This window comes from Sodalis ligni (genome assembly GCF_016865525.2).
Taxonomy (GTDB): Bacteria; Pseudomonadota; Gammaproteobacteria; order Enterobacterales; family Enterobacteriaceae; genus Acerihabitans; species Acerihabitans ligni.
Genome location: NZ_CP075169.1, coordinates 4,724,707 through 4,742,812 on the forward strand (window position 1 = coordinate 4,724,707; position 18,106 = coordinate 4,742,812).

The window sequence follows — 18,106 nt, forward strand, 5'->3', positions numbered from 1 at the left end:
CTGTGACTCGAAAGCTATTGGGTATCGCGTGCCTTATGTCACCTATGTCAATAGCGGTCCGCACGTTGGAACGCCTCTTGCTTAACTCACCTTATCCATCCTTGGCGACAGGACCATGCCCCCGATGAACCACAGTAATATCGCGCCGATGGGAATGGCGGTGACGCCCCATCATCTGGCCAGTGAAAGCGCCCTTTCCATTCTGCGCGCCGGCGGTAACGCCATCGACGCCATGGTTGCCGCAGCCGCCACCATCTCGGTGGTCTACCCGCATATGACCGGGCTTGGCGGCGATGGTTTTTGGCTGATCGTGCCACCGCAGGGGGATCCCGTTGCTATCGACGCCGGCGGACCGGCGGGTTCCCTTGCCGCCATGTCACTGTATGACGGGCTGGAGGCTATCCCCCATCGCGGCCCGAAATCGGCCCTGACCGTTGCCGGGACGGTGGCGGGATGGGCGGAGGCGCTGACGCTGTCCCGGGAAATGGGCAATCCGTCGCTGCCGCTTTCGCAACTGCTGGGGGATGCCATTCGTTATGCCGCCGACGGTATGCCGGTGTCATTATCCCAAGCACGGGCATCCGCGGAAAAATTCGATGAGCTGGCGAAGCAGGCAAGCTTTGCCCGGCAGTTTCTGCCTCAAGGCAAGCCCCCCGACGCCGGCAGCCGGCTTATTCAGCCGCAATTGGCGGATACCCTCACCCGCCTGACGGTGGAAGGACTGAACAGCTTTTATCGCGGACCGCTGGCGGCTGATATGGCCCAAGAGATGGCCCTGCTGGGCATGCCCGTCACCGCCGACGATTTAGCGGCGTTTCATGCCCGGCTAAGCATCCCGCTGCGTTTGTCGCACAGCATGGGAGAACTGTTTAATCTGGCGCCCCCCACCCAGGGTTTGGTATCCCTGATGATCCTGGGGCTGACGGATCGTCTCCCCTGGGCCAATGAGTCGGAAAGCCACTGCATTCACGCCATTGTCGAGGCCACCAAACTGGCTTTTGCCACGCGGGACAACTGTATAACCGATCCGGGCCATATGACGCTGGATGCCCAAAGCCTGCTGGCGGCGCCGGTGCTGGACAGGCTGTCGGAACGGATAAACAGCGGGCAGGCGGCCCCCTGGGGCAGTGTCCTGTCGCCGGGGGATACGGTTTGGATGGGCATCATTGACAGCAGCGGGCTGGCGGTATCCTTTATCCAAAGCCTTTACCATGAGTTCGGCAGCGGCGTGCTGCTGCCGAAAAGCGGCGTACTGTGGCAAAACCGCGGCGCGTCCTTCAGCCTGGACCCGGCGCATTTGCGGGCCCTGGCCCCTGGCAAATATCCTTTTCATACCCTGAATCCCGCCGCGGCGAAGCTTCATGACGGACGAACGATGATTTACGGTTCCATGGGCGGCGACGGCCAGCCGCAAACCCAGGCGGCGCTGTTTACCCGCCATGTAATGCAAGGAATGCCGCTGCAGCGGGCCATCAGCGCGCCGCGCTGGCTGCTGGGGCGCACCTGGGGACAGGCCACGGATACGCTGAAACTGGAGGGGCGTTTCTCCGCCGCGACGGTGGCGTCCTTGCGCGCCCTTGGCCACCAGGTGGAGATGCTGCCGGAATTCAGCGAAGCGGTAGGCCACGCGGGAGCGGTTATCCGCCATAACAACGGCATGCTGGAAGGGGCGTTTGATCCCCGCAGCAACGGCAGCGCCGCCGGTTTTTGAACGCGCTATGCAAAACAGTCAGAAATCTATCGAAATTGACGTTCAGTGCTTGCCGGAAAACGCCAATACGGGCATTCTGGCGCAGCCCTTTTTACATAGGCGGTCAGATATTATTTTAAACGGATAGTATTTAAACGACCCAGCAAGAGTGCACGCCGCATGAAAAGTGAATTTATCGATCGCCCCGCGATACTGGCGGAAGTCAACGCCGCCTTTTACCGCTACGAACAGGCGCTTATCACCAACGATGTCGCCGTACTGGATGAATTGTTCTGGCACGACCCGCGCACTATCCGCTACGGCGCCGGCGAAAATCTTTACGGTATCGAGGCTATCCAGGCCTTTCGGGCAACGCGGCCGGCCAACGGGCTGGACCGGGTATTGCAAAATACCGTCATCACCACGTTTGGCGACGATATGGCGGTGGCAAATACCGAATTTACCCGCCCAAGCACCGACCGTATCGGCCGACAAACCCAGACCTGGGTAAAACTGGCCTGCGGCTGGCGCATTGTCGCCGCTCATATCAGCCTGATGGGATAACCCGGCGCGCGGGTTTATTCATGCTCCGGCCGCGGCGGCTTAAAAGGGTGATGGGAAATCCAATGCTCGGCGATATCCTGCCGGCGGCAAACCCATACCCGCTCATGCTGCTGGATGTAATCCAGAAACCGCTGCAGCGCCCGAAAGCGTCCTGGCCGCCCGAGGATGCGGCAGTGCATGCCCACCGACATCATTTTCGGCGAGGTCTCCCCTTCGTCGTACAAAACGTCAAAGCTGTCCTTGAGATAGGAATAGAACTGATCGCCGCTGTTGAACCCCTGGGGCGTAGCAAAACGCATATCATTCGTTTCCAGGGTGTAGGGAATGATAAGATGCGGCTTAACGGATCCGTCCGTGCAGGCTACCTGAGTCCAGAAAGGCAGGTCGTCGCCGAAATAATCACTGTCATAGAGAAACCCGCCGTGCTCCACCACCAGCCGCCGGGTATTGGGGCTATCGCGACCGGTGTACCATCCCAGGGGGATCTTGCCAAATAGATCGGTCAGCGCGTCCACCGCCTGATGCATATGCTGGCGTTCGGTTTTGGCGTCCATACCCTGATAGTGCAGCCAGCGCCAGCCGTGGCTCACCACATCGTATTTCGCCTGTTTGACGGCCTCCACCACCGGCGGATTGCGAGCCAGGGCCATCGCCACGCCAAAGAGGGTCAGCGGCAGGCCGCGGCGCTGAAATTCCTGATGAATACGCCAAAAGCCGGCACGGGAACCATACTCATACAATGATTCCATAGACATATGGCGCTCCGAATAGCTGGCTGCGCCGATGATGTCGGAGAGAAACTGCTCGGAGCCGGTATCGCCGTGCAGTACGCTGTTTTCCGAACCCTCTTCATAATTCAGGACAAACTGGACGGCAATGCGGGCGTTGCCGGGCCAAGCGGCATCAGGCGGTTTCCCGGCATAACCGATAAGATCGCGAGGATAGTTCTTATTGAAGGAAAAGCTCTTCTTTTCGGTGGTTTCAGTCATGGGCTGTTCCTTTTTGAGCGCTGATATTTCAGTTTAGTCCCTTAAAATACCCGGAAAGTTCTTTTTGAACGGGAAAATCAAGATCCCCCTGTTTACTGGTGGACAATTTCATACCGTGCAGCGACTCTATCAATTTCACCGCCGCGCTCACGCCGTCAATCACCGGCATCTCAAGTTCAGCGGACAGTTCCAGGGCTAAATCCGCCATGCCGGCGCAGCCCAGCACGATGGCCCCCACGCCGTCTTCCCGTTTGGCGTTCAGGCATTGTTCACGCACTTTACGCCGGGCCAGGCCGGAACCGTCCTCCAGGGACAGCACCGGCAAATCGATGGCGCGCAGCCTGGCGCAGTGCCGCTCAAATCCATATTGCTGCAGCAAATGGCGCGCGATGATCAGGGTGCGCGGCAGGGTAGTCACCACCGTAAAGCGGGTGGCCACCAGCATCGCCATATGCATCGCCGCTTCGGCGATGCCGATAACCGGCGCCGATGCCAGTTCACGCGCCGCCAGCAGCCCCGGGTCGCCGAAACAGGCGATAACATGGCCGTCTACCCCTTGCTCACGCCCTTCCTTAATCCGCTGCAGCACGCCAATGGCGGCGATGGCTTCGTCAAAGTGACCCTCGATGGAGGGGGCCCCCTCCTCGGGACACACCGCAAAGATGTCCGTGCCCGGCGCGGCCACGTCACGGGCCGCCGTAAGTATCCGTTCGGTCATGGAAAGGCTGGTGTTGGGATTGATTAATTGTATACAGCACGACGTCATACCGATTCTCCCTTGGCGGCGATACCGAACAGGCGGGCGAAGTCCGGCGCGGTTTCACCGCTGCGTTCAAACCGCAAATTTGCCAGAATTTCGTCGAAATGGCGCTTCATCCGCTCCGCCAATGCCCCGGAGCGGCCGCTTTTCAACAGGTCAAGCAGCTCCTGATGATCGTGGCAACGGCAACCCTGCTGCCAGGGAGCGCCATAAGCGGAAATCACCAGCGACGAGCGCAGCGTAAGCTGCGATACCATCTGGGTCAGGACATCATTGCCGGAGATGGCCTGCAGCTGCACGTGGAACAGGGCCGACAGGCGTATTGCCGTCGCGCCGTCCCGGGCCTCATGAGCCTGTTGCTCCTCATCCATGATGGTCTTGAGGGCAGTGATATGCGCCGCTTCGCATCGTTCCACCACCGCCGGCAGATTCGCGCACTCCAGCATGCAGCGGGTGGCGAGCACATTGCGGGCTTCATCCACGCCGGGCGTCGCCACCTGCGCACCGCGTTTGGGCGTAAGCGTAATCAATTGCACCGCCCCGAGGCGCTGCAGCACTTTTCTGATGCCGGTGCGGCTCACGCCGAACACCGCAGCCAGCGACTCTTCCGGCAATTTGCTGCCCGGCGGCAGTTGGTGCTCAACAATGGCTTTAACGATTGCATGGTAGATTTCATCGTCTTTATCTTGCGAAAAAATGACGGTTTTTAGCCCGTACCAACTGGACATGCCACACTCCTGTATACGTACCGATAGATTATCGTATACGTAAAATAATTATTTTGTATACAAGCTTTTCAACACTTGGCCTGAATCCTGCAAAACCTTCCCCTGTCGATAGCTATCATCTTCCATTCACGGGTGAGTATTCAGAGGAGCAGTTTCCATGCCAAACAGTAACAGTATGACCCCGAAAACCGGATCCATCGATCACAGCCATTACAGTCCCAGGCTCACAAATGATGATCTCGCTCCTACCCGTCAACAAAACTGGAGCTGGTACAATATATTTTCTTTCTGGATGTCCGATGTGCATAGCATGGGCGGTTACGTGGTGGCGGCCAGCTTCTTCACTCTGGGTCTGGCCAGCTGGCAAGTGTTAATCTGTCTGCTCTGCGGGATTTGCATTGTGCAGATCTGCGCCAATCTGGTGGCGAAACCGAGCCAGATGGCGGGTGTGCCCTATGCGGTTATTTGCCGCCAGGCGTTCGGCGTCTTCGGCGCCAATATCCCGGCGGTCATCCGTGGGCTCATCGCCTTTGCCTGGTACGGCATCCAAACCTTCCTGGCGGCCAACGCCCTGATGCTGGTGCTGTTGAAATTCTTCCCCGCCCTGACGCCGTTGACGCAAAGCCGCTGGCTGGGCCTCTCCTCCCTGGGCTGGATGTGCTTCGGCCTGATGTGGTTTTTACAGGCGATGGTGTTCTGGCACGGCATGTCGGCCATCAAGCGTTTTATCGATTTTGCCGGTCCGGCGGTGTATGTGGTCATGCTGGCCCTGGCCGGTTGGATCCTCTATCAAACCGGTCTGAGCAATATTTCCTTTACTCTCAGCAGCAAGTCGCTGTCCAACGGCCAGCAGGCCTGGCAAATGGTGACCGCCATTGCGTTGGTTGTTTCCTATTTTTCAGGGCCGCTGCTGAATTTCGGCGACTTCTCCCGCTACGGTAAAAGCATGGACGAAATCCGCCGGGGCAACCGCTGGGGGCTGCCGTTCAACTTTTTACTGTTTTCCATCGTGACCGTGGTCATTGTGTCCGGAACCCAGAGCCTGTTCGGGCAAATGATCACCGACCCCATTGAAACCGTCAGCCGGGTCGGCAGCAGCGTGGCGGTGGCCCTGGGCCTGCTCACCATGATCATCGCCACCATCGGTATCAATATCGTGGCCAATTTTGTCTCGCCGGCCTTCGACTTTTCCAACTGCGCCCCGCAAAAAATCAGCTTTCGCACCGGCGGCATGATAGCGGCCATAGGTTCGGTGCTGTTGACGCCCTGGAATCTGTTCCAGTCCCCGGAATTGATTCACTACACCCTGGATGTGCTGGGGGCTTTTATCGGTCCGCTGTTCGGTATCCTGGTGGCGGATTTTTATCTTATCAAGCGAGGTAAAATCTCGGTGGACGACCTGTTTAACGCCACGCCCGGCGGGCGCTACTGGTATCGGAACGGATTTAATCCGAAAGCGATAATGGCATTGGTGCCGGCGGTGGTTATCGGCCTGGCCATCAGCTTCACGCCGAGCCTGCATCAGGTGGCGAATTTCAGCTGGTTTATCGGCGTATTCCTGGGGGGCGGCTGCTACCGCTACCTGGCCCGCCGCGAACGGGTCGCCGACACCGCCGTGCATTACGCAGGCATGGTTTCAGCGCCGAAGGAGTAGGCGTTCAGGACCTGCCCAGCCATTTGCCGCATAGCCGGCAGGCGCATACCGAGCCCGCCACGCCCAGAATAATCGGCACCAGAAAATCATGGTCGATGCGGGTGAATTCGGTGATAAGCACAATGGCCGTCAGCGGCATGCTCATGGAGGCGCCAAGGAACGCGGCGGCGCCGATAACGGCATAGGCGCCGACCGGCACGCCGGGCCATATCAAGCTCCACAGGCCACCCAGCACCACCGCCAGCAGAGCCCCATTGGAGAGTCCGGGGGTTAACAATCCGCCCTCGGCACCGACCCGGATGCTGCTGGCGGTAATAGCTACCTTAATGACCAAAAGCACCGCCGCCGCGCTCATGGTCACCTCGCTGGCAAATCCCAGCTGTGCCGCGCTTTTGCCGTTTCCCAGCAGCGCCGGCAACCAGACGGCCAATACGCCAATGATGGCAAAATTCACAAACGACAGCACCGGCAGCTGGTTATTGCGGACCACGCGTTTGCGGGCCGCCGCGGTCAAGCGGACAAAACCGTAGGCCGCCAGCCCGAACAGCGGCCCAGTGACCACCGCCCAGGGGATAAGGGGCAGGGTCAGCGGGAAATGGTCTACTATATACGACGGTTCGGCGCCCAGTCCCAGCCAGGCAACGGACGCGGCGATAGCGGAAGAAGCCAGAGCAGCAATGGCGGTCTGCCAGTTGAACGTTTGCAATAAAACTTCCAATACAAACACCCCGCCCCCCAGCGGCACGTTGTACACCGCCGCCAGACCGGCCCCCGCGCCGCAGGCCACCACCAGGCGCCGCTGTTCATGGCTCAGGCGGGCGTAATGGGATAGCCAGCCGCCCAGCAAGGCTCCTGCCTCCCGTGGCGCCACCTCCCGTCCCAGGGGCGAGCCCAATGCAACGGTAACGATCTGCAGGAGAATATGCGACAGCGTGGCGGCCGGCGGCATCAGCGGCGCCCCGGCGCTGATGGCCTGCTTGATGCTCACCAGCTTGCGGCCATAGCGATACACCAGCCACCAGCCGATGCCGGCCACCAGGCCGCACAGGCATAGAACAGCGACCCGGCGCTGTGGGGAAGACGCGCTGACGCCGGTCAGAAAACTCTCCGGACTGATAATGCTGTCTAGGCTATAGCCATAAGCCATATGCTGGACGGTATGCAGCAGCAGCGCAAGGAACATGCCCGCTACACCGGCGCCGACGCCGGTCAGTATGATGATAAAGGCCAACATACCCGCCGACGCGTTGCCGGGATGAGGTGTTAGGGACATCTGATCTCCTGATATACCCGTCATACTTCAAGTTGCAGGTTCGTTGGCAATACTCGACCCACCCTGGGCCTCGCCCCTGACGGGGCCGCGACAAGTCGCGTTCAAATCTGTTCCAGACAGATTTGTCGCTGTGTTGCCGCCTTCCTGCAACTCGAATTATTTAGTGTATATAACGTTACCGGCAGAATGATGGCACAACGGCTTATATTCGGAAATAGCTTTTAAAGCAGTATGTTGTGAGATTGGTTTCAGCACGTTTCAACGGGGAGCTGAACAAATTCCAGCCGCCGCGCTCAACGGGTCCCGTAGGTATGGACAGATCGAGTAGGAGGCGGGATTACTCCCGCCGTCCTCTCACACCACCGTACGTACGGTTCCGTATACGGCGGTTCATTTACAACACTGGAACTGCCTGTGCAACTCCAGCAGCGATAACTGACCTGCACGATCGAAGAGTTTCTTCGGCAGCGCTTGGTTCATATGACTTGCCCCCGCGTTCCACCAGGGTCCGCGCTGGTTCGTCGCCGATATCCACGCCCTTTCTTCGCTCAGGCCGCCTTTCATCAGCATCCTTGCCCGTTTGTATGGCCTTTTCCAATGCCGCCACAGCAGACAACGCAGCTTACGGCGGACCCAGCCGTCCAGTTCTTCCAGTATCCCTTTGACTTCGGTCAGCCGGAAGTAACTTATCCAACCTCGCAGCACCGGAGCAAGCCCGTCGATAACCGCTTTCAGCGCTTTTGAACTGTTTCCCGTCGTCAGGCTGCGGATTTTCTCCTTCAGCCTGGACACGCTGCTCGCCGCTATCTTCAGTTTTGCCTGCTTGTGCCACGTCAGGCTATATCCCAGGAACTTGCGCTCCCAGGGCCTGGCCACCGCGCTTTTATCTCGGTTCACCGTCAACCGCAGGTGCTTTTCCAGATACCGGCTTATCGAGTTCATCGCCTGTTCTCCCGCCTTGCGGCTGCTCACGTAGATATTACAGTCATCCGCATAACGGCAGAACCGGTGGCCCCTGCGCTCCAGTTCACGGTCAAGGTCGGTCAGCAGCAGGTTGGAGAGCAACGGCGATAACGGGCTGCCTTGCGGCATCCCTTCCCGCCGTTTTGTCACCACTTTGCCGCTGACCATGTCCGCTTCCAGATAACGCCTGATGAGCCTGAGCAGTCTGACGTCTTTGATTTTGCGGCTTAGCCTCGACATCATGATGTCGTGGTTAACCCGGTCAAAGAACTTCTCCAGATCCATGTCCACCACCCAGCGCCGGCCGCCTTGCACGTAGGCTTGTGCTTGTCGCACCGCCTGCCACGCATTGCGGCCCGGTCTGAAGCCGTAGCTGGATTCGGAGAACTCAGGTTCATAATAGGGGGTAAGGTGTTGCTGGATGGCCTGCTGGATAAGCCGGTCCACCACCGTGGGGATACCCAGGACCCTGACTCCGCCGTTAGGCTTGGGCAGTTCGACCCGGCGTATCGCCTGCGGCAGGTAGCTTCCGTCCAGCAGGGCCGCTTTCACCGTCGGCCAGTGCCATTTCAGCCAGTCTTTAAGTTCGCCGACGCCCAGATTATCGACCCTGCTGCGCCTTTATTCTCAAGAACCCGCTGATAGGCCAGCATCAGGTTGCCGCGTGTTATCACCGCCTCGATTGACAACGGTTGTTCCGCTTTCGTTTGCTCAGCTTTCGCCGTGGGTATTTCAGCACCCGTGTCAGGCCCTTGCGAATACTGTTCGCTTCCTCCTGTCCGGGCCGCAGTGTCCTGCGCTTGTGCCTCATCAATACCCATCGAGATAACCTGTCCTAATCACGGTTGTAAATGTTCGGCCCTTCACGATACCGGTTTTGCACCGCTACTATGGCCTCGGCTGACTTCTGTACATTCATCCCGTCGCCTCTCGACGCCCGGTAGCACCAAGGCAGACGTACAGACCTCCCGGGGTAATTCGCGCGACCTTCATGCTTATACCTGTCGACTCTACGTAACAGCGTTCCGTGCAAGTATCGGGCTTTGACGATATGTGCCGCCTTACCCCGCTGTCACGCCTAAGTCGCTTCCTGTTCGTCAGGCCAGCATTTTGCCTTCGGCTTCCTTCAGATCCCGCCTCGCGGTGGGCACCCTTGCCGTTCGGCTAGCACTTCCCCTTGCCGGGTGTGCAAAGGACTTTCACCTCCAAGTCGCCCCTTGACCACCACGGTCCAGGGACAGCGCCCGTCAAGGCGCTACGCGCCATGCCCGGCGCACACAAAAAAAACGGGCCACGGCATAACCGTGGCCCATCTTGAATCTTGTTGGCGGTGCGGACGGGACTCGAACCCGCGACCCCCGGCGTGACAGGCCGGTATTCTAACCGACTGAACTACCGCACCGCACTTGTGCTTTGTCGGGAAAGCGAGGCGAATAGTACGGTCAGCGCCGGATGCCGTCAATGCTTTTTACGCCGGCCGACATCGTTTGGCGATAATTTCAACATAACGCTGTTTTTCCAGCCGTATGAAAAAAATCTAATGGGTTTGGGACTCTTCCTCCGGGCGCCACAGGCAGCTGCCGCCTTTCTTTTTCACCAGATCCAGGCGATGCTCATGGGCGGCCAATTCCTCCTCGCTGGCATATATCACCCGCAGCGCCGACTGGGAGCGCTGCACGCGCTGGATATGCTCGCCGCCGTCCGCATTGGTCCGCCCGCTCTCCCCTTCCATGGAAAAACGCATCGCGGTTTGGCCGCCGGTCATGGCCAGATAGACATCCGCCAAAATTTCGGAGTCCAGCAGCGCGCCGTGCAGCGTGCGCTTGGAGTTGTCTATGAGATAGCGATCGCACAGCGCATCGAGGCTGTTCCGTTTGCCGGGGAAAAGCTTTCGGGCCAGCACCAGGCTGTCGGTGACCGTACAAAAGGTTTCAGTCTTGCCGATACCGCGATTGAGCTTGCCGAACTCGTAATCCATAAAGCCGATATCGAACGGCGCATTATGGATAACCAGCTCACCGCCCCGGATGAACTCCATAAACTCATCGGCGACGTCGGCGAACGTGGGTTTATCCGCCAGAAACTCATCGCTGATACCGTGGATGTTATAGGCCTCGGGGTCAACCAGCCGATCCGGTTTCAGATAAACGTGAAAATGCCGGCCGGTCAGGCGGCGGTTAATCACTTCAACCGCGCCGATTTCAATAATGCGATGGCCTTCGTAATGTACCCCCAGCTTGTTCATACCGGTGGTTTCGGTATCAAGAACAATCTGCCGCGTAATTCCAGTGCCCGTAGCGCTCATTTATGTCAGACTTGGTTTTTTTAACAGACAGGTAGTCTACCAGATATGCAGAAGCAGGTAGAAATTTTCACCGATGGTTCTTGCCTCGGTAATCCCGGCCCGGGGGGCTACGGGGCGATTTTACGCTATAAAGACTATGAAAAGACCTTCAGCGCCGGCTACCGGCTTACCACCAATAACCGCATGGAGCTTATGGCGGCGATTGTGGCGCTGGAAGCGCTGAAGGGCCCCTGCGAAGTGGTCATCAGCACCGACAGCCAGTACGTGCGCCAAGGCATTACCCAATGGATTCATAACTGGAAAAAACGCGGCTGGCAAACGGCGGAGAAAAAACCGGTGAAAAACGTCGACCTGTGGCAGCGGCTGGATTTAGCCATACAGACTCACGTGCTGCGCTGGGATTGGGTCAAGGGCCATGCCGGCCATCCCGAAAACGAGCGTTGCGATGAGCTGGCCCGCAGCGCCGCGCTAAATCCCGCCTTCGAGGATATCGGCTACCGGGCGCAAGCCTAGAGCCGGCGGCAACTAACTGCTGCGGCTGGCGGCCCCTACCGTACGGCGCAGGGAGGCCGCCAGCGATTTGCTTTTCAACGGGTTAAGCGTTAACGGAAAGGTGCGTTTTCGAGCGACTATCACGCTCAGGCAGCCGATGGCGGGCAGATGTTCGCTCAGCAGACGTCCGCCGCGCCGGCGCCAGGGGAGCACCTGAAAACGTGAACGGTGCAGAACCTCAAAATTAAGCACGCTCAGCCAGTCCATCAGCCGCATCTGGGTATACATCCGGCTCCGGTACGGCTGGCGACTTTGCAGAATCGGGCAGATTTTGCCCAGACCCAGCAGACTCACCGGATTAAATGTGGTAATAATCAACCAGCCGTCATCGATTAATACCCGATCCACCTCCCTGAGCAGACGATGCGGATCCGAGGTATAAGACAGCGTATGCGCCAACAGGCAGGCATCGGTGGATTTATTCGCAAAGGGCAGCTGATAGGGATCCGCCACCACGTGCAGCGTTCCCCCTTCAACGCCCACATTCACCTGGTGCGATACCGCGCAGCTTTCAGTGTCCAGCTCGGCGCTTAACGCACCGATCTTCAATAAATGAAACCCAAACAATTTCGGCCACCAGGGCTGCAGACTGGCCTCTAAAGCCCGGCGATAGTTATCTCCATATGGGAGGTCATCCCATGAGGTTGGCGCGACAATAGGCTGCGTAATTTGCGCTGGTTTCATGTTTGACTATCTTCTAGATACCTTAAGAAAAATAAACAGAGGTTAACGATGAATCTTATCAGTATTCCCGCGTTCCAGGATAATTACATTTGGCTTTTGTATAATAACCAGCAGGAAAGCATCATTGTCGACCCCGGCGAAGCCGCACCGGCGGTGGCTGCCCTCACTGAACGCCGGCTTACCCTTAAAGGAATATTATTAACCCATCATCATCAGGATCACGTAGGCGGCGTGGCCGATCTGGTCGCCCGCTATCACGTCCCGGTATACGGCCCGCAGGAAACAGCCAGTAAGGGTGCCGACCATATCGTCGGCGAGGGAGACCGGGTAAATCTGCTGGATCTGGACTTTCAGATACTGGCTTTCCCGGGCCACACGCTAGGACATATCGGATTTTACAGCGCCCCGTACCTGTTTTGCGGCGACACGGTCTTTTCCGCCGGTTGCGGCCGTCTTTTTGAAGGCACTCCCCGGCAAATGTATGAGTCATTTCAGAAAGTTAAGCGACTTCCGCCGGATACGCTCATCTGCGCCGCCCATGAGTATACCCTGGCTAATCTTGCCTTTGCCCGTTCGATTCTTCCCGAAGATGAGCCGATCGCCGCTTATGAACGTGAAATTAGGCAGTTACGGTCAAAAAACCAAGCAAGCTTGCCCTCCACACTGCAAATTGAGGAAAAAATTAACCTTTTCTTACGTTGTCATGACATTGATTTACAAAGGAAGTTAGACCCACATCACACCCTGGATGAAGAATGGCGTATTTTTGCGTTATTACGTGAGAAGAAGGATCATTTCTAAAGGTTTTAGTTGTATTGTCGGGATGTTCAAAGTATTATTGCTTGTCTTTTAAGCAACTATTGACATACACGATGAAGACTCATGCGATATTAATCGCCTCGGTCTTGCTAGTGGGTTGCCAGACGTCCAGGCAGGACGATAACGCACCCGAACAGCATGCACAGAGTGTTTCTTCGGCAGGTCAAGGTGAAGCAGGAAAGTACACAGATGAGCGAGCGGCCTCGGCGCGATGGCTGGATAATTCAAGTCTCGCGCAACCCGATCTGTGGAACTTCATTAGCGACGAGCTGAAGATGCAGGTACCGGAAAACGCCCGGATCCGCGAACAAAAAAAGCGTTATTTACATAACAAGAGCTATCTCCACGATGTAACATTACGGGCAGAGCCGTACATGTACTGGATAGTCGAGCAGATAAAGCAACGCAAAATGCCGATGGAACTAGTACTGCTACCCATAGTGGAGAGCGCTTTTGACCCCAAGGCAACATCCGCCTCTAAAGCGGCTGGCCTTTGGCAGATTGTGCCTACTACAGGAAGGAATTATGGTTTAAAGCAAAACCAGTGGTATGACGGACGTCGCGATGTTGTCGCGTCTACAACCGCCGCGTTGGATATGATGCAACGCCTGAACCGCATGTTTGACGGCGATTGGTTATTAACCATTGCTGCTTATAACAGTGGTGAAGGGCGTATCATGCAAGCGATCAAATCCAATAAAGCCAGGGGCAAACCCACTGACTTTTGGTCTTTATCCTTGCCGCGCGAGACAACAATCTACGTTCCTAAAATGCTTGCCCTGAGCGCTATTATTAAGAATAGCAAACAATATGGCGTTGTGTTGCCGAAAGGTGATGACGATCGTGCGCTGGCTCGGGTTGAAGTGGGCCAGCAAATAGAATTGACGCAAGCGGCAGAAATGTCCGGGTTATCTTTAACCAAGTTAAAAAGCTATAACACCGGCTATAAACTTAACGTTACCGCGCCGAACGGTCCGCATTACCTGATGCTGCCCAAAGCCCACGCTTCGCAGTTCAGGGACTCGTTGGCGGTAGGCGATATTGCCGCGGTGCAATCCACCCAGCTTGCGGATAACAAAGCCGTAGGCGGTGCGAAAGCTCAATACAGGGTCCGCTCCGGCGATACCTTGTCGAGCATAGCCAAGCGTCTGGATGTTAAAACCGCTGATTTGCTTAAATGGAATAATTTACGCAGCAGCAGCAATCTCAAGATCGGCCAGACGCTACAGGTGGCCAGCAATACCGGTATCGGCGGCAATGGCGGCAGCATCACCTATCAGGTGCGTAAAGGTGATTCATTGGCCAGTATTGCCAGGCGGCATGGGGTGGATATAAAAGATGTGATGCGTTGGAACAATGCGCTGGACAGTGCCAGCACGTTACAACCCGGTCTTAAATTGACCCTGTTCGTAAACGGTAAAGCCACGGATTCCTGAAGGGTGTCCATATCAGGTGCCGAACTGGTTCAGATATAAAGCGCCGATATAAAAAAACAAGCAATTCGTTGCTTGTTTTTTTTGTCTTCAGAAAAGGCAGCCTGCCGCCATCTCGCCGTTAGCGCGGTTTTATTCCGACAATCTGCTGTTGGGGTACCGAGGAATCCTTTCGCTTATGGGGCTCAAATTCAACCAGCAGCGGATTATGATCAGAAGCCTGCGTCACCAGCACCGATGCTTCGGTTACTTTTAGCTCCCGATAGAAGACAAAATCCAACGGCCGACCGAACGCGCGTCGCCGCTGGTCGTCTAGAAATCTCACCTCCTGGGAGCATCATGCGATCGGCAAAGCGATAAAACGCCAGAAAGCGCTGCCGGCCCCCCGCGTTAAAATCGCCCGCCATAATCACCGGTCCCTGGTGATTAAGTATCTGCTCGCCGATGGGTCCGAGCTGTTTACTGTAAACATCCACCCCAGACTGAAATTCACCGCATGGATATTCACCACCATCATCAACTGCCCATCGAACAAGGGGTAGACCGTCACCAGGGCGGATTTCGCCAAACGCAGCAGCGGTTCGCGCTCACGCAATGGGCAACAATACACCGGATGGGCTGCCGACAGCGTCATTACGCCCGATGGATGCTGCGGAAACACCAGCGCCGGCACCTGATCGGCAGCCATGTAGTTTGACGTGGCAAATCTGATGAGTTCCGGGGTGGTTTGCGCTTCTTGCAGCAACATCAGCTGGGCATCCTTGCCGAAACCCTTGAGCACTGAAAGCCAATCCGCACGCTGCTGCTTGAAGATATTCCATACCATCACCCGTAACAGCTTGGAACCCGGCAGCGGTTCCCCCGGGGGAAGCGCTTGGCCAAGACGACTAAAGGCAAGTGGAGGGAAAATACGCTCAACTGGCTGGCCCGCAACATACCTGACTGAATATGTTTTTTTTGGCACGGTTACCGCCTATCAACTGTTTCTTTCGCGCCTGTGAAGAATAATTGGGTCATCTGCATAGCTGTTTTTTTACCCACAGACTATTATCCAGCTACTGAACTTTATAAGGCGTTTACCGGCTAATTTCAACGTTAACCTGAAAACTTAAGAATAACTTTATAGAGTGTACCATAGAATGGGTTGCGGCGGGCCCGAAGCGTTAAATAGTTGTTGTATCATCGCCATAAGCCAGGTGATGCACACCTATAGCAATTTTGTCCCTAACCGGTCATTGAGTGGGTCCCATCCCATTGGGCCGGCTATTTTCCCGCGATGACCGGTGGTGAATGAGACACATTTTCTTAAGAAAATAAGTCTCAGGTTTAACGGCTCTTCTTCCTGTTTTCCGCTTACTGGCTATACTTTGGTTCAGTATATTTTAAAAAATCCTACTTATATTGTCACTTAAACCATAAGTAAATATATATTTTCCTATTTCGTTCTCACCCGAAAATTGTATTAAATGAATATTTATAACTTTCGTATAATCTATCATAGCGTGTTGAATAGCGACTTTATGACAAAAGAAAACGTATCATCAGCCCATTAAACCGGCTGTTTCTGACCAAGGAAAATGACTATGATTCTAGAAGAAAATATAGGTTCAGTCCGTTTGATTACTTTAAATAATTTTTCTAAATATAATATTATCAATGAGGATCTCGAGATTGCCATTATCAAGGCGCTCATGGCCGCCGAGCATGACGAGGCTGTCAAATCATTGGTGGTATACGGTGGCGAAAACCGCTCTTTTTCAGCTGGGGGCAACTATAACGAGATTAAAAAACTAAGAGGAGAAGCCGCTGAACGCTGGGTTGACAGGCTGGTTGAGCTTTACCGCACGGTATTGGAGGTGAACAAGCCCACAGTGGCCGCAGTGGATGGCTATGCCATCGGTATAGGCTTCCAGTTCGCCATGATGTTTGACCGGCGTATCATGTCGGCAGACGCCTGTTTCGTCATGCCGGAACTTAAGCAAGGCATCTACTGTTCGTTAGGCGCGGCTATTTTGCATTTCACACATGGCTACGCCACTATGCAAGAGATCATTTATCGCTGTGGCGAAATGAATGCGCGACGCTGTCTGGACTATCGCCTTATCAATCAAATCACCGAGCGTGAATTGCTGGTGAGTGCCGCTATCGGCCATGCAAATTTATTAGCGGCATACCCAAGAGCTGTATTCAGCCATACCAAGCGCGCCATGAACAAACCCTTTATCCAGACGCTTGAGCGATCGGGGCAGGAATCAAAATTATTGCAAAAAATTTTTCGCTTCCCATGCCAATAAGCATGGCACACAGAAATCCAGCCTGAATTTAACGTAAATATTAAACTAAAGATCCATAGCCTTTGCTATGTATGGCAATGCGATCTCGCTTTATCAAACAAGACTATTGCTGTCTTGTATCGATATCATCAGATTACCGATGAGATAGGCCCATCAAGAAAATCTACCCTATACCACAGCAACACTTTTTATGATAAAACTGAACCGCAGATCCCGATAAACAAAGTCTCAGATCCTGTATAATATCGCCTACACATTATCTAAATTCATAACAAAACAGCGGTTTTATCTTCTACTCAAAGCGTTAAACAATTATTTATATTATATGAAACCACTATCTTCTTTCTACAAATCTAAGCACTGATTATCACACTATAATTTGAAAATACACCATATCAATAATTATTATAGCGCACAGCCAGAATATTTTAATATTTTGTTGTGAGTCGGGTTAGTTTTATCTTGATAAACTTGAACCGAATGCCGGTCAGGTAAAATTATAGGTTTGCCGCGAAGGCCATTGATAGTAAAGGATAAACGCCTCACCCAAACCAATCGTCTTCACTTTTAACTGGATGGATAATGCTGAAAGGATATATACAGGCACTATTAATTTATACAATTTTCATTGCAGTCAGGGTTGATTATTTATTATCCGCGTCTCTAATCGGTAATTATTTAGTAGAGGAATGCCGATGAAAAATAGCTTTCTGGCGGGATTACTGCTTTTCCCCTTCCCTATTTACGCCGCTCCCTTGATCCCGGTGGACTTAACCCCGGGCGCCAATATCATTGACATCAATAACGATGGTTGTGATGATTATATTATGCTGGGGCAATTCGACAATAATACCGCATATCCCAATCGCGGCATGAGTTTTTTTATCCGCAAGCCTGACGGAGGGTTTAGTATCGTCCCGGTGGCAAATAATGATTATTTTATCTGGTTTGACTACTGGTTATCCGCATCGGCCATCGCCATTGCCGATACGCGGCTTTATCGCGCCGGTTCACACTACTATCTGGTGAGCGCCCATAAGACCGGCGACGACCTGTCGGATACGCAACCGGTTTCATTCAGTGTCTACCAGCTTAGCGAAACGCACAACGATCCCGGCATGCCGCTGTACAGCTGGCAGGTGATGAAAACATTTTCCAGCTCGCAGCCCTATTTATCCGTGGAACAGGCATTTTCGGAAATCGATCGAATCAGCCTACCCCCCTGAGGCGCAATTTGATTATCCTGCAGGAGGCGGTCTTTTGATCGCTGTCCTCTCACAGCAATGTACGCACCGTTTAGCATCAGGGAGTGCGCCACAGTGAGACCGTGTCCATCAAGACGCTCTCGCCATGCTTGGCATAATTGAGTAGGAGGCGGTTTCACAACCGCCGTCCTCT

General features: G+C 54.9%; 15 protein-coding genes, 1 tRNA gene and 2 pseudogenes. 8 read left to right on the forward strand and 10 right to left on the reverse strand.

Annotation, left to right across the window (positions count from 1 at the left end; genetic code table 11):
- Positions 1-124 precede the first annotated feature (124 nt).
- Both GTU79_RS22155 and hpxZ read left to right on the forward strand, forming a co-directional pair.
- Entirely contained in the window at positions 125-1,711 is a 1,587-nt protein-coding gene (locus GTU79_RS22155; protein WP_203524795.1) for a gamma-glutamyltransferase family protein, read from the forward strand.
- A 159-nt stretch (positions 1,712-1,870) separates the two neighbouring features.
- Positions 1,871-2,254, forward strand: a complete 384-nt coding sequence (hpxZ, locus tag GTU79_RS22160) for an oxalurate catabolism protein HpxZ (protein WP_132926270.1) — start codon at positions 1,871-1,873, stop codon at positions 2,252-2,254.
- 14 nt (positions 2,255-2,268) lie between these two features.
- Here the strand turns inward: hpxZ and puuE are convergent, their stop codons facing one another.
- From puuE to GTU79_RS22175, 3 genes are read right to left on the reverse strand one after another with little or no spacing between them, the layout of a single operon-like run.
- The gene (gene puuE / locus GTU79_RS22165; protein ID WP_214513380.1) at positions 2,269-3,243 is read right to left on the reverse strand and encodes an allantoinase PuuE; all 975 of its coding nucleotides are present in this window, start codon (positions 3,241-3,243) and stop codon (positions 2,269-2,271) included.
- Positions 3,244-3,271: 28 nt separating this feature from the next.
- Entirely contained in the window at positions 3,272-4,009 is a 738-nt protein-coding gene (locus GTU79_RS22170) for an aspartate/glutamate racemase family protein (protein WP_203524797.1), read from the reverse strand.
- Positions 4,006-4,731, reverse strand: a complete 726-nt coding sequence (locus tag GTU79_RS22175) for a GntR family transcriptional regulator (RefSeq protein WP_203524798.1) — start codon at positions 4,729-4,731, stop codon at positions 4,006-4,008. The genes GTU79_RS22170 and GTU79_RS22175 overlap by 4 nt, the downstream gene beginning before the upstream one ends.
- 157 nt (positions 4,732-4,888) lie before the next feature.
- On the opposite strand from GTU79_RS22175, the gene GTU79_RS22180 reads away from it, so the two are divergent.
- Positions 4,889-6,385 carry an NCS1 family nucleobase:cation symporter-1 gene (locus GTU79_RS22180; RefSeq protein WP_203524799.1) on the forward strand — a complete coding sequence of 499 codons (1,497 nt, stop codon included), beginning with the start codon at positions 4,889-4,891 and terminating at the stop codon, positions 6,383-6,385.
- A 4-nt stretch (positions 6,386-6,389) separates the two neighbouring features.
- On the opposite strand, the gene GTU79_RS22185 is transcribed toward GTU79_RS22180, so the two are convergent.
- From GTU79_RS22185 to dnaQ, 5 genes are all read right to left on the reverse strand, one after another.
- On the reverse strand, positions 6,390-7,658 hold the full coding sequence (locus tag GTU79_RS22185; protein ID WP_203524800.1) for a chloride channel protein: 1,269 nt from the start codon (positions 7,656-7,658) through the stop codon (positions 6,390-6,392).
- Between the two features lie 390 nt (positions 7,659-8,048).
- The gene (gene ltrA / locus GTU79_RS22190) at positions 8,049-9,173 is read right to left on the reverse strand and encodes a group II intron reverse transcriptase/maturase (RefSeq protein ID WP_253073398.1); all 1,125 of its coding nucleotides are present in this window, start codon (positions 9,171-9,173) and stop codon (positions 8,049-8,051) included.
- 17 nt (positions 9,174-9,190) lie between these two features.
- Entirely contained in the window at positions 9,191-9,442 is a 252-nt protein-coding gene (locus GTU79_RS30745; protein ID WP_253073399.1) for a hypothetical protein, read from the reverse strand.
- A 504-nt stretch (positions 9,443-9,946) separates the two neighbouring features.
- A tRNA-Asp gene (locus GTU79_RS22195) sits at positions 9,947-10,023 on the reverse strand.
- Between the two features lie 135 nt (positions 10,024-10,158).
- Complete coding sequence (gene dnaQ / locus GTU79_RS22200; protein WP_203524801.1) at positions 10,159-10,926, reverse strand: DNA polymerase III subunit epsilon; 768 nt, start codon at positions 10,924-10,926, stop codon at positions 10,159-10,161.
- Between dnaQ and rnhA the strand changes: the two are divergent.
- A pseudogene (gene rnhA / locus GTU79_RS22205) lies at positions 10,871-11,439 on the forward strand (ribonuclease HI). The gene dnaQ and the pseudogene rnhA sit on opposite strands and share 56 nt — an antisense overlap.
- Before the next feature lie 12 nt (positions 11,440-11,451).
- Here the strand turns inward: rnhA and GTU79_RS22210 are convergent.
- Positions 11,452-12,162, reverse strand: a complete 711-nt coding sequence (locus tag GTU79_RS22210; RefSeq protein ID WP_132926254.1) for a class I SAM-dependent methyltransferase — start codon at positions 12,160-12,162, stop codon at positions 11,452-11,454.
- Between the two features lie 48 nt (positions 12,163-12,210).
- On the opposite strand from GTU79_RS22210, the gene gloB reads away from it, so the two are divergent.
- Complete coding sequence (gene gloB / locus GTU79_RS22215) at positions 12,211-12,963, forward strand: hydroxyacylglutathione hydrolase (RefSeq protein ID WP_203524802.1); 753 nt, start codon at positions 12,211-12,213, stop codon at positions 12,961-12,963.
- Positions 12,964-13,034: 71 nt separating this feature from the next.
- Positions 13,035-14,417 carry a murein transglycosylase D gene (gene mltD / locus GTU79_RS22220; protein WP_203524803.1) on the forward strand — a complete coding sequence of 461 codons (1,383 nt, stop codon included), beginning with the start codon at positions 13,035-13,037 and terminating at the stop codon, positions 14,415-14,417.
- Between the two features lie 118 nt (positions 14,418-14,535).
- On the opposite strand, the pseudogene GTU79_RS22225 reads toward mltD, so the two are convergent.
- Positions 14,536-15,378, reverse strand: a pseudogene (locus tag GTU79_RS22225) (endonuclease/exonuclease/phosphatase family protein).
- A 619-nt stretch (positions 15,379-15,997) separates the two neighbouring features.
- Here GTU79_RS22225 and GTU79_RS22230 point away from each other — a divergent pair.
- Positions 15,998-16,708, forward strand: a complete 711-nt coding sequence (locus GTU79_RS22230) for an enoyl-CoA hydratase/isomerase family protein (protein ID WP_214513381.1) — start codon at positions 15,998-16,000, stop codon at positions 16,706-16,708.
- Positions 16,709-17,403: 695 nt separating this feature from the next.
- Positions 17,404-17,934: a carbapenem self-resistance protein CarG family protein gene (locus GTU79_RS22235; RefSeq protein ID WP_132926246.1), complete on the forward strand. Its 531-nt coding sequence runs from the start codon at positions 17,404-17,406 to the stop codon at positions 17,932-17,934.
- Positions 17,935-18,106 lie beyond the last annotated feature (172 nt).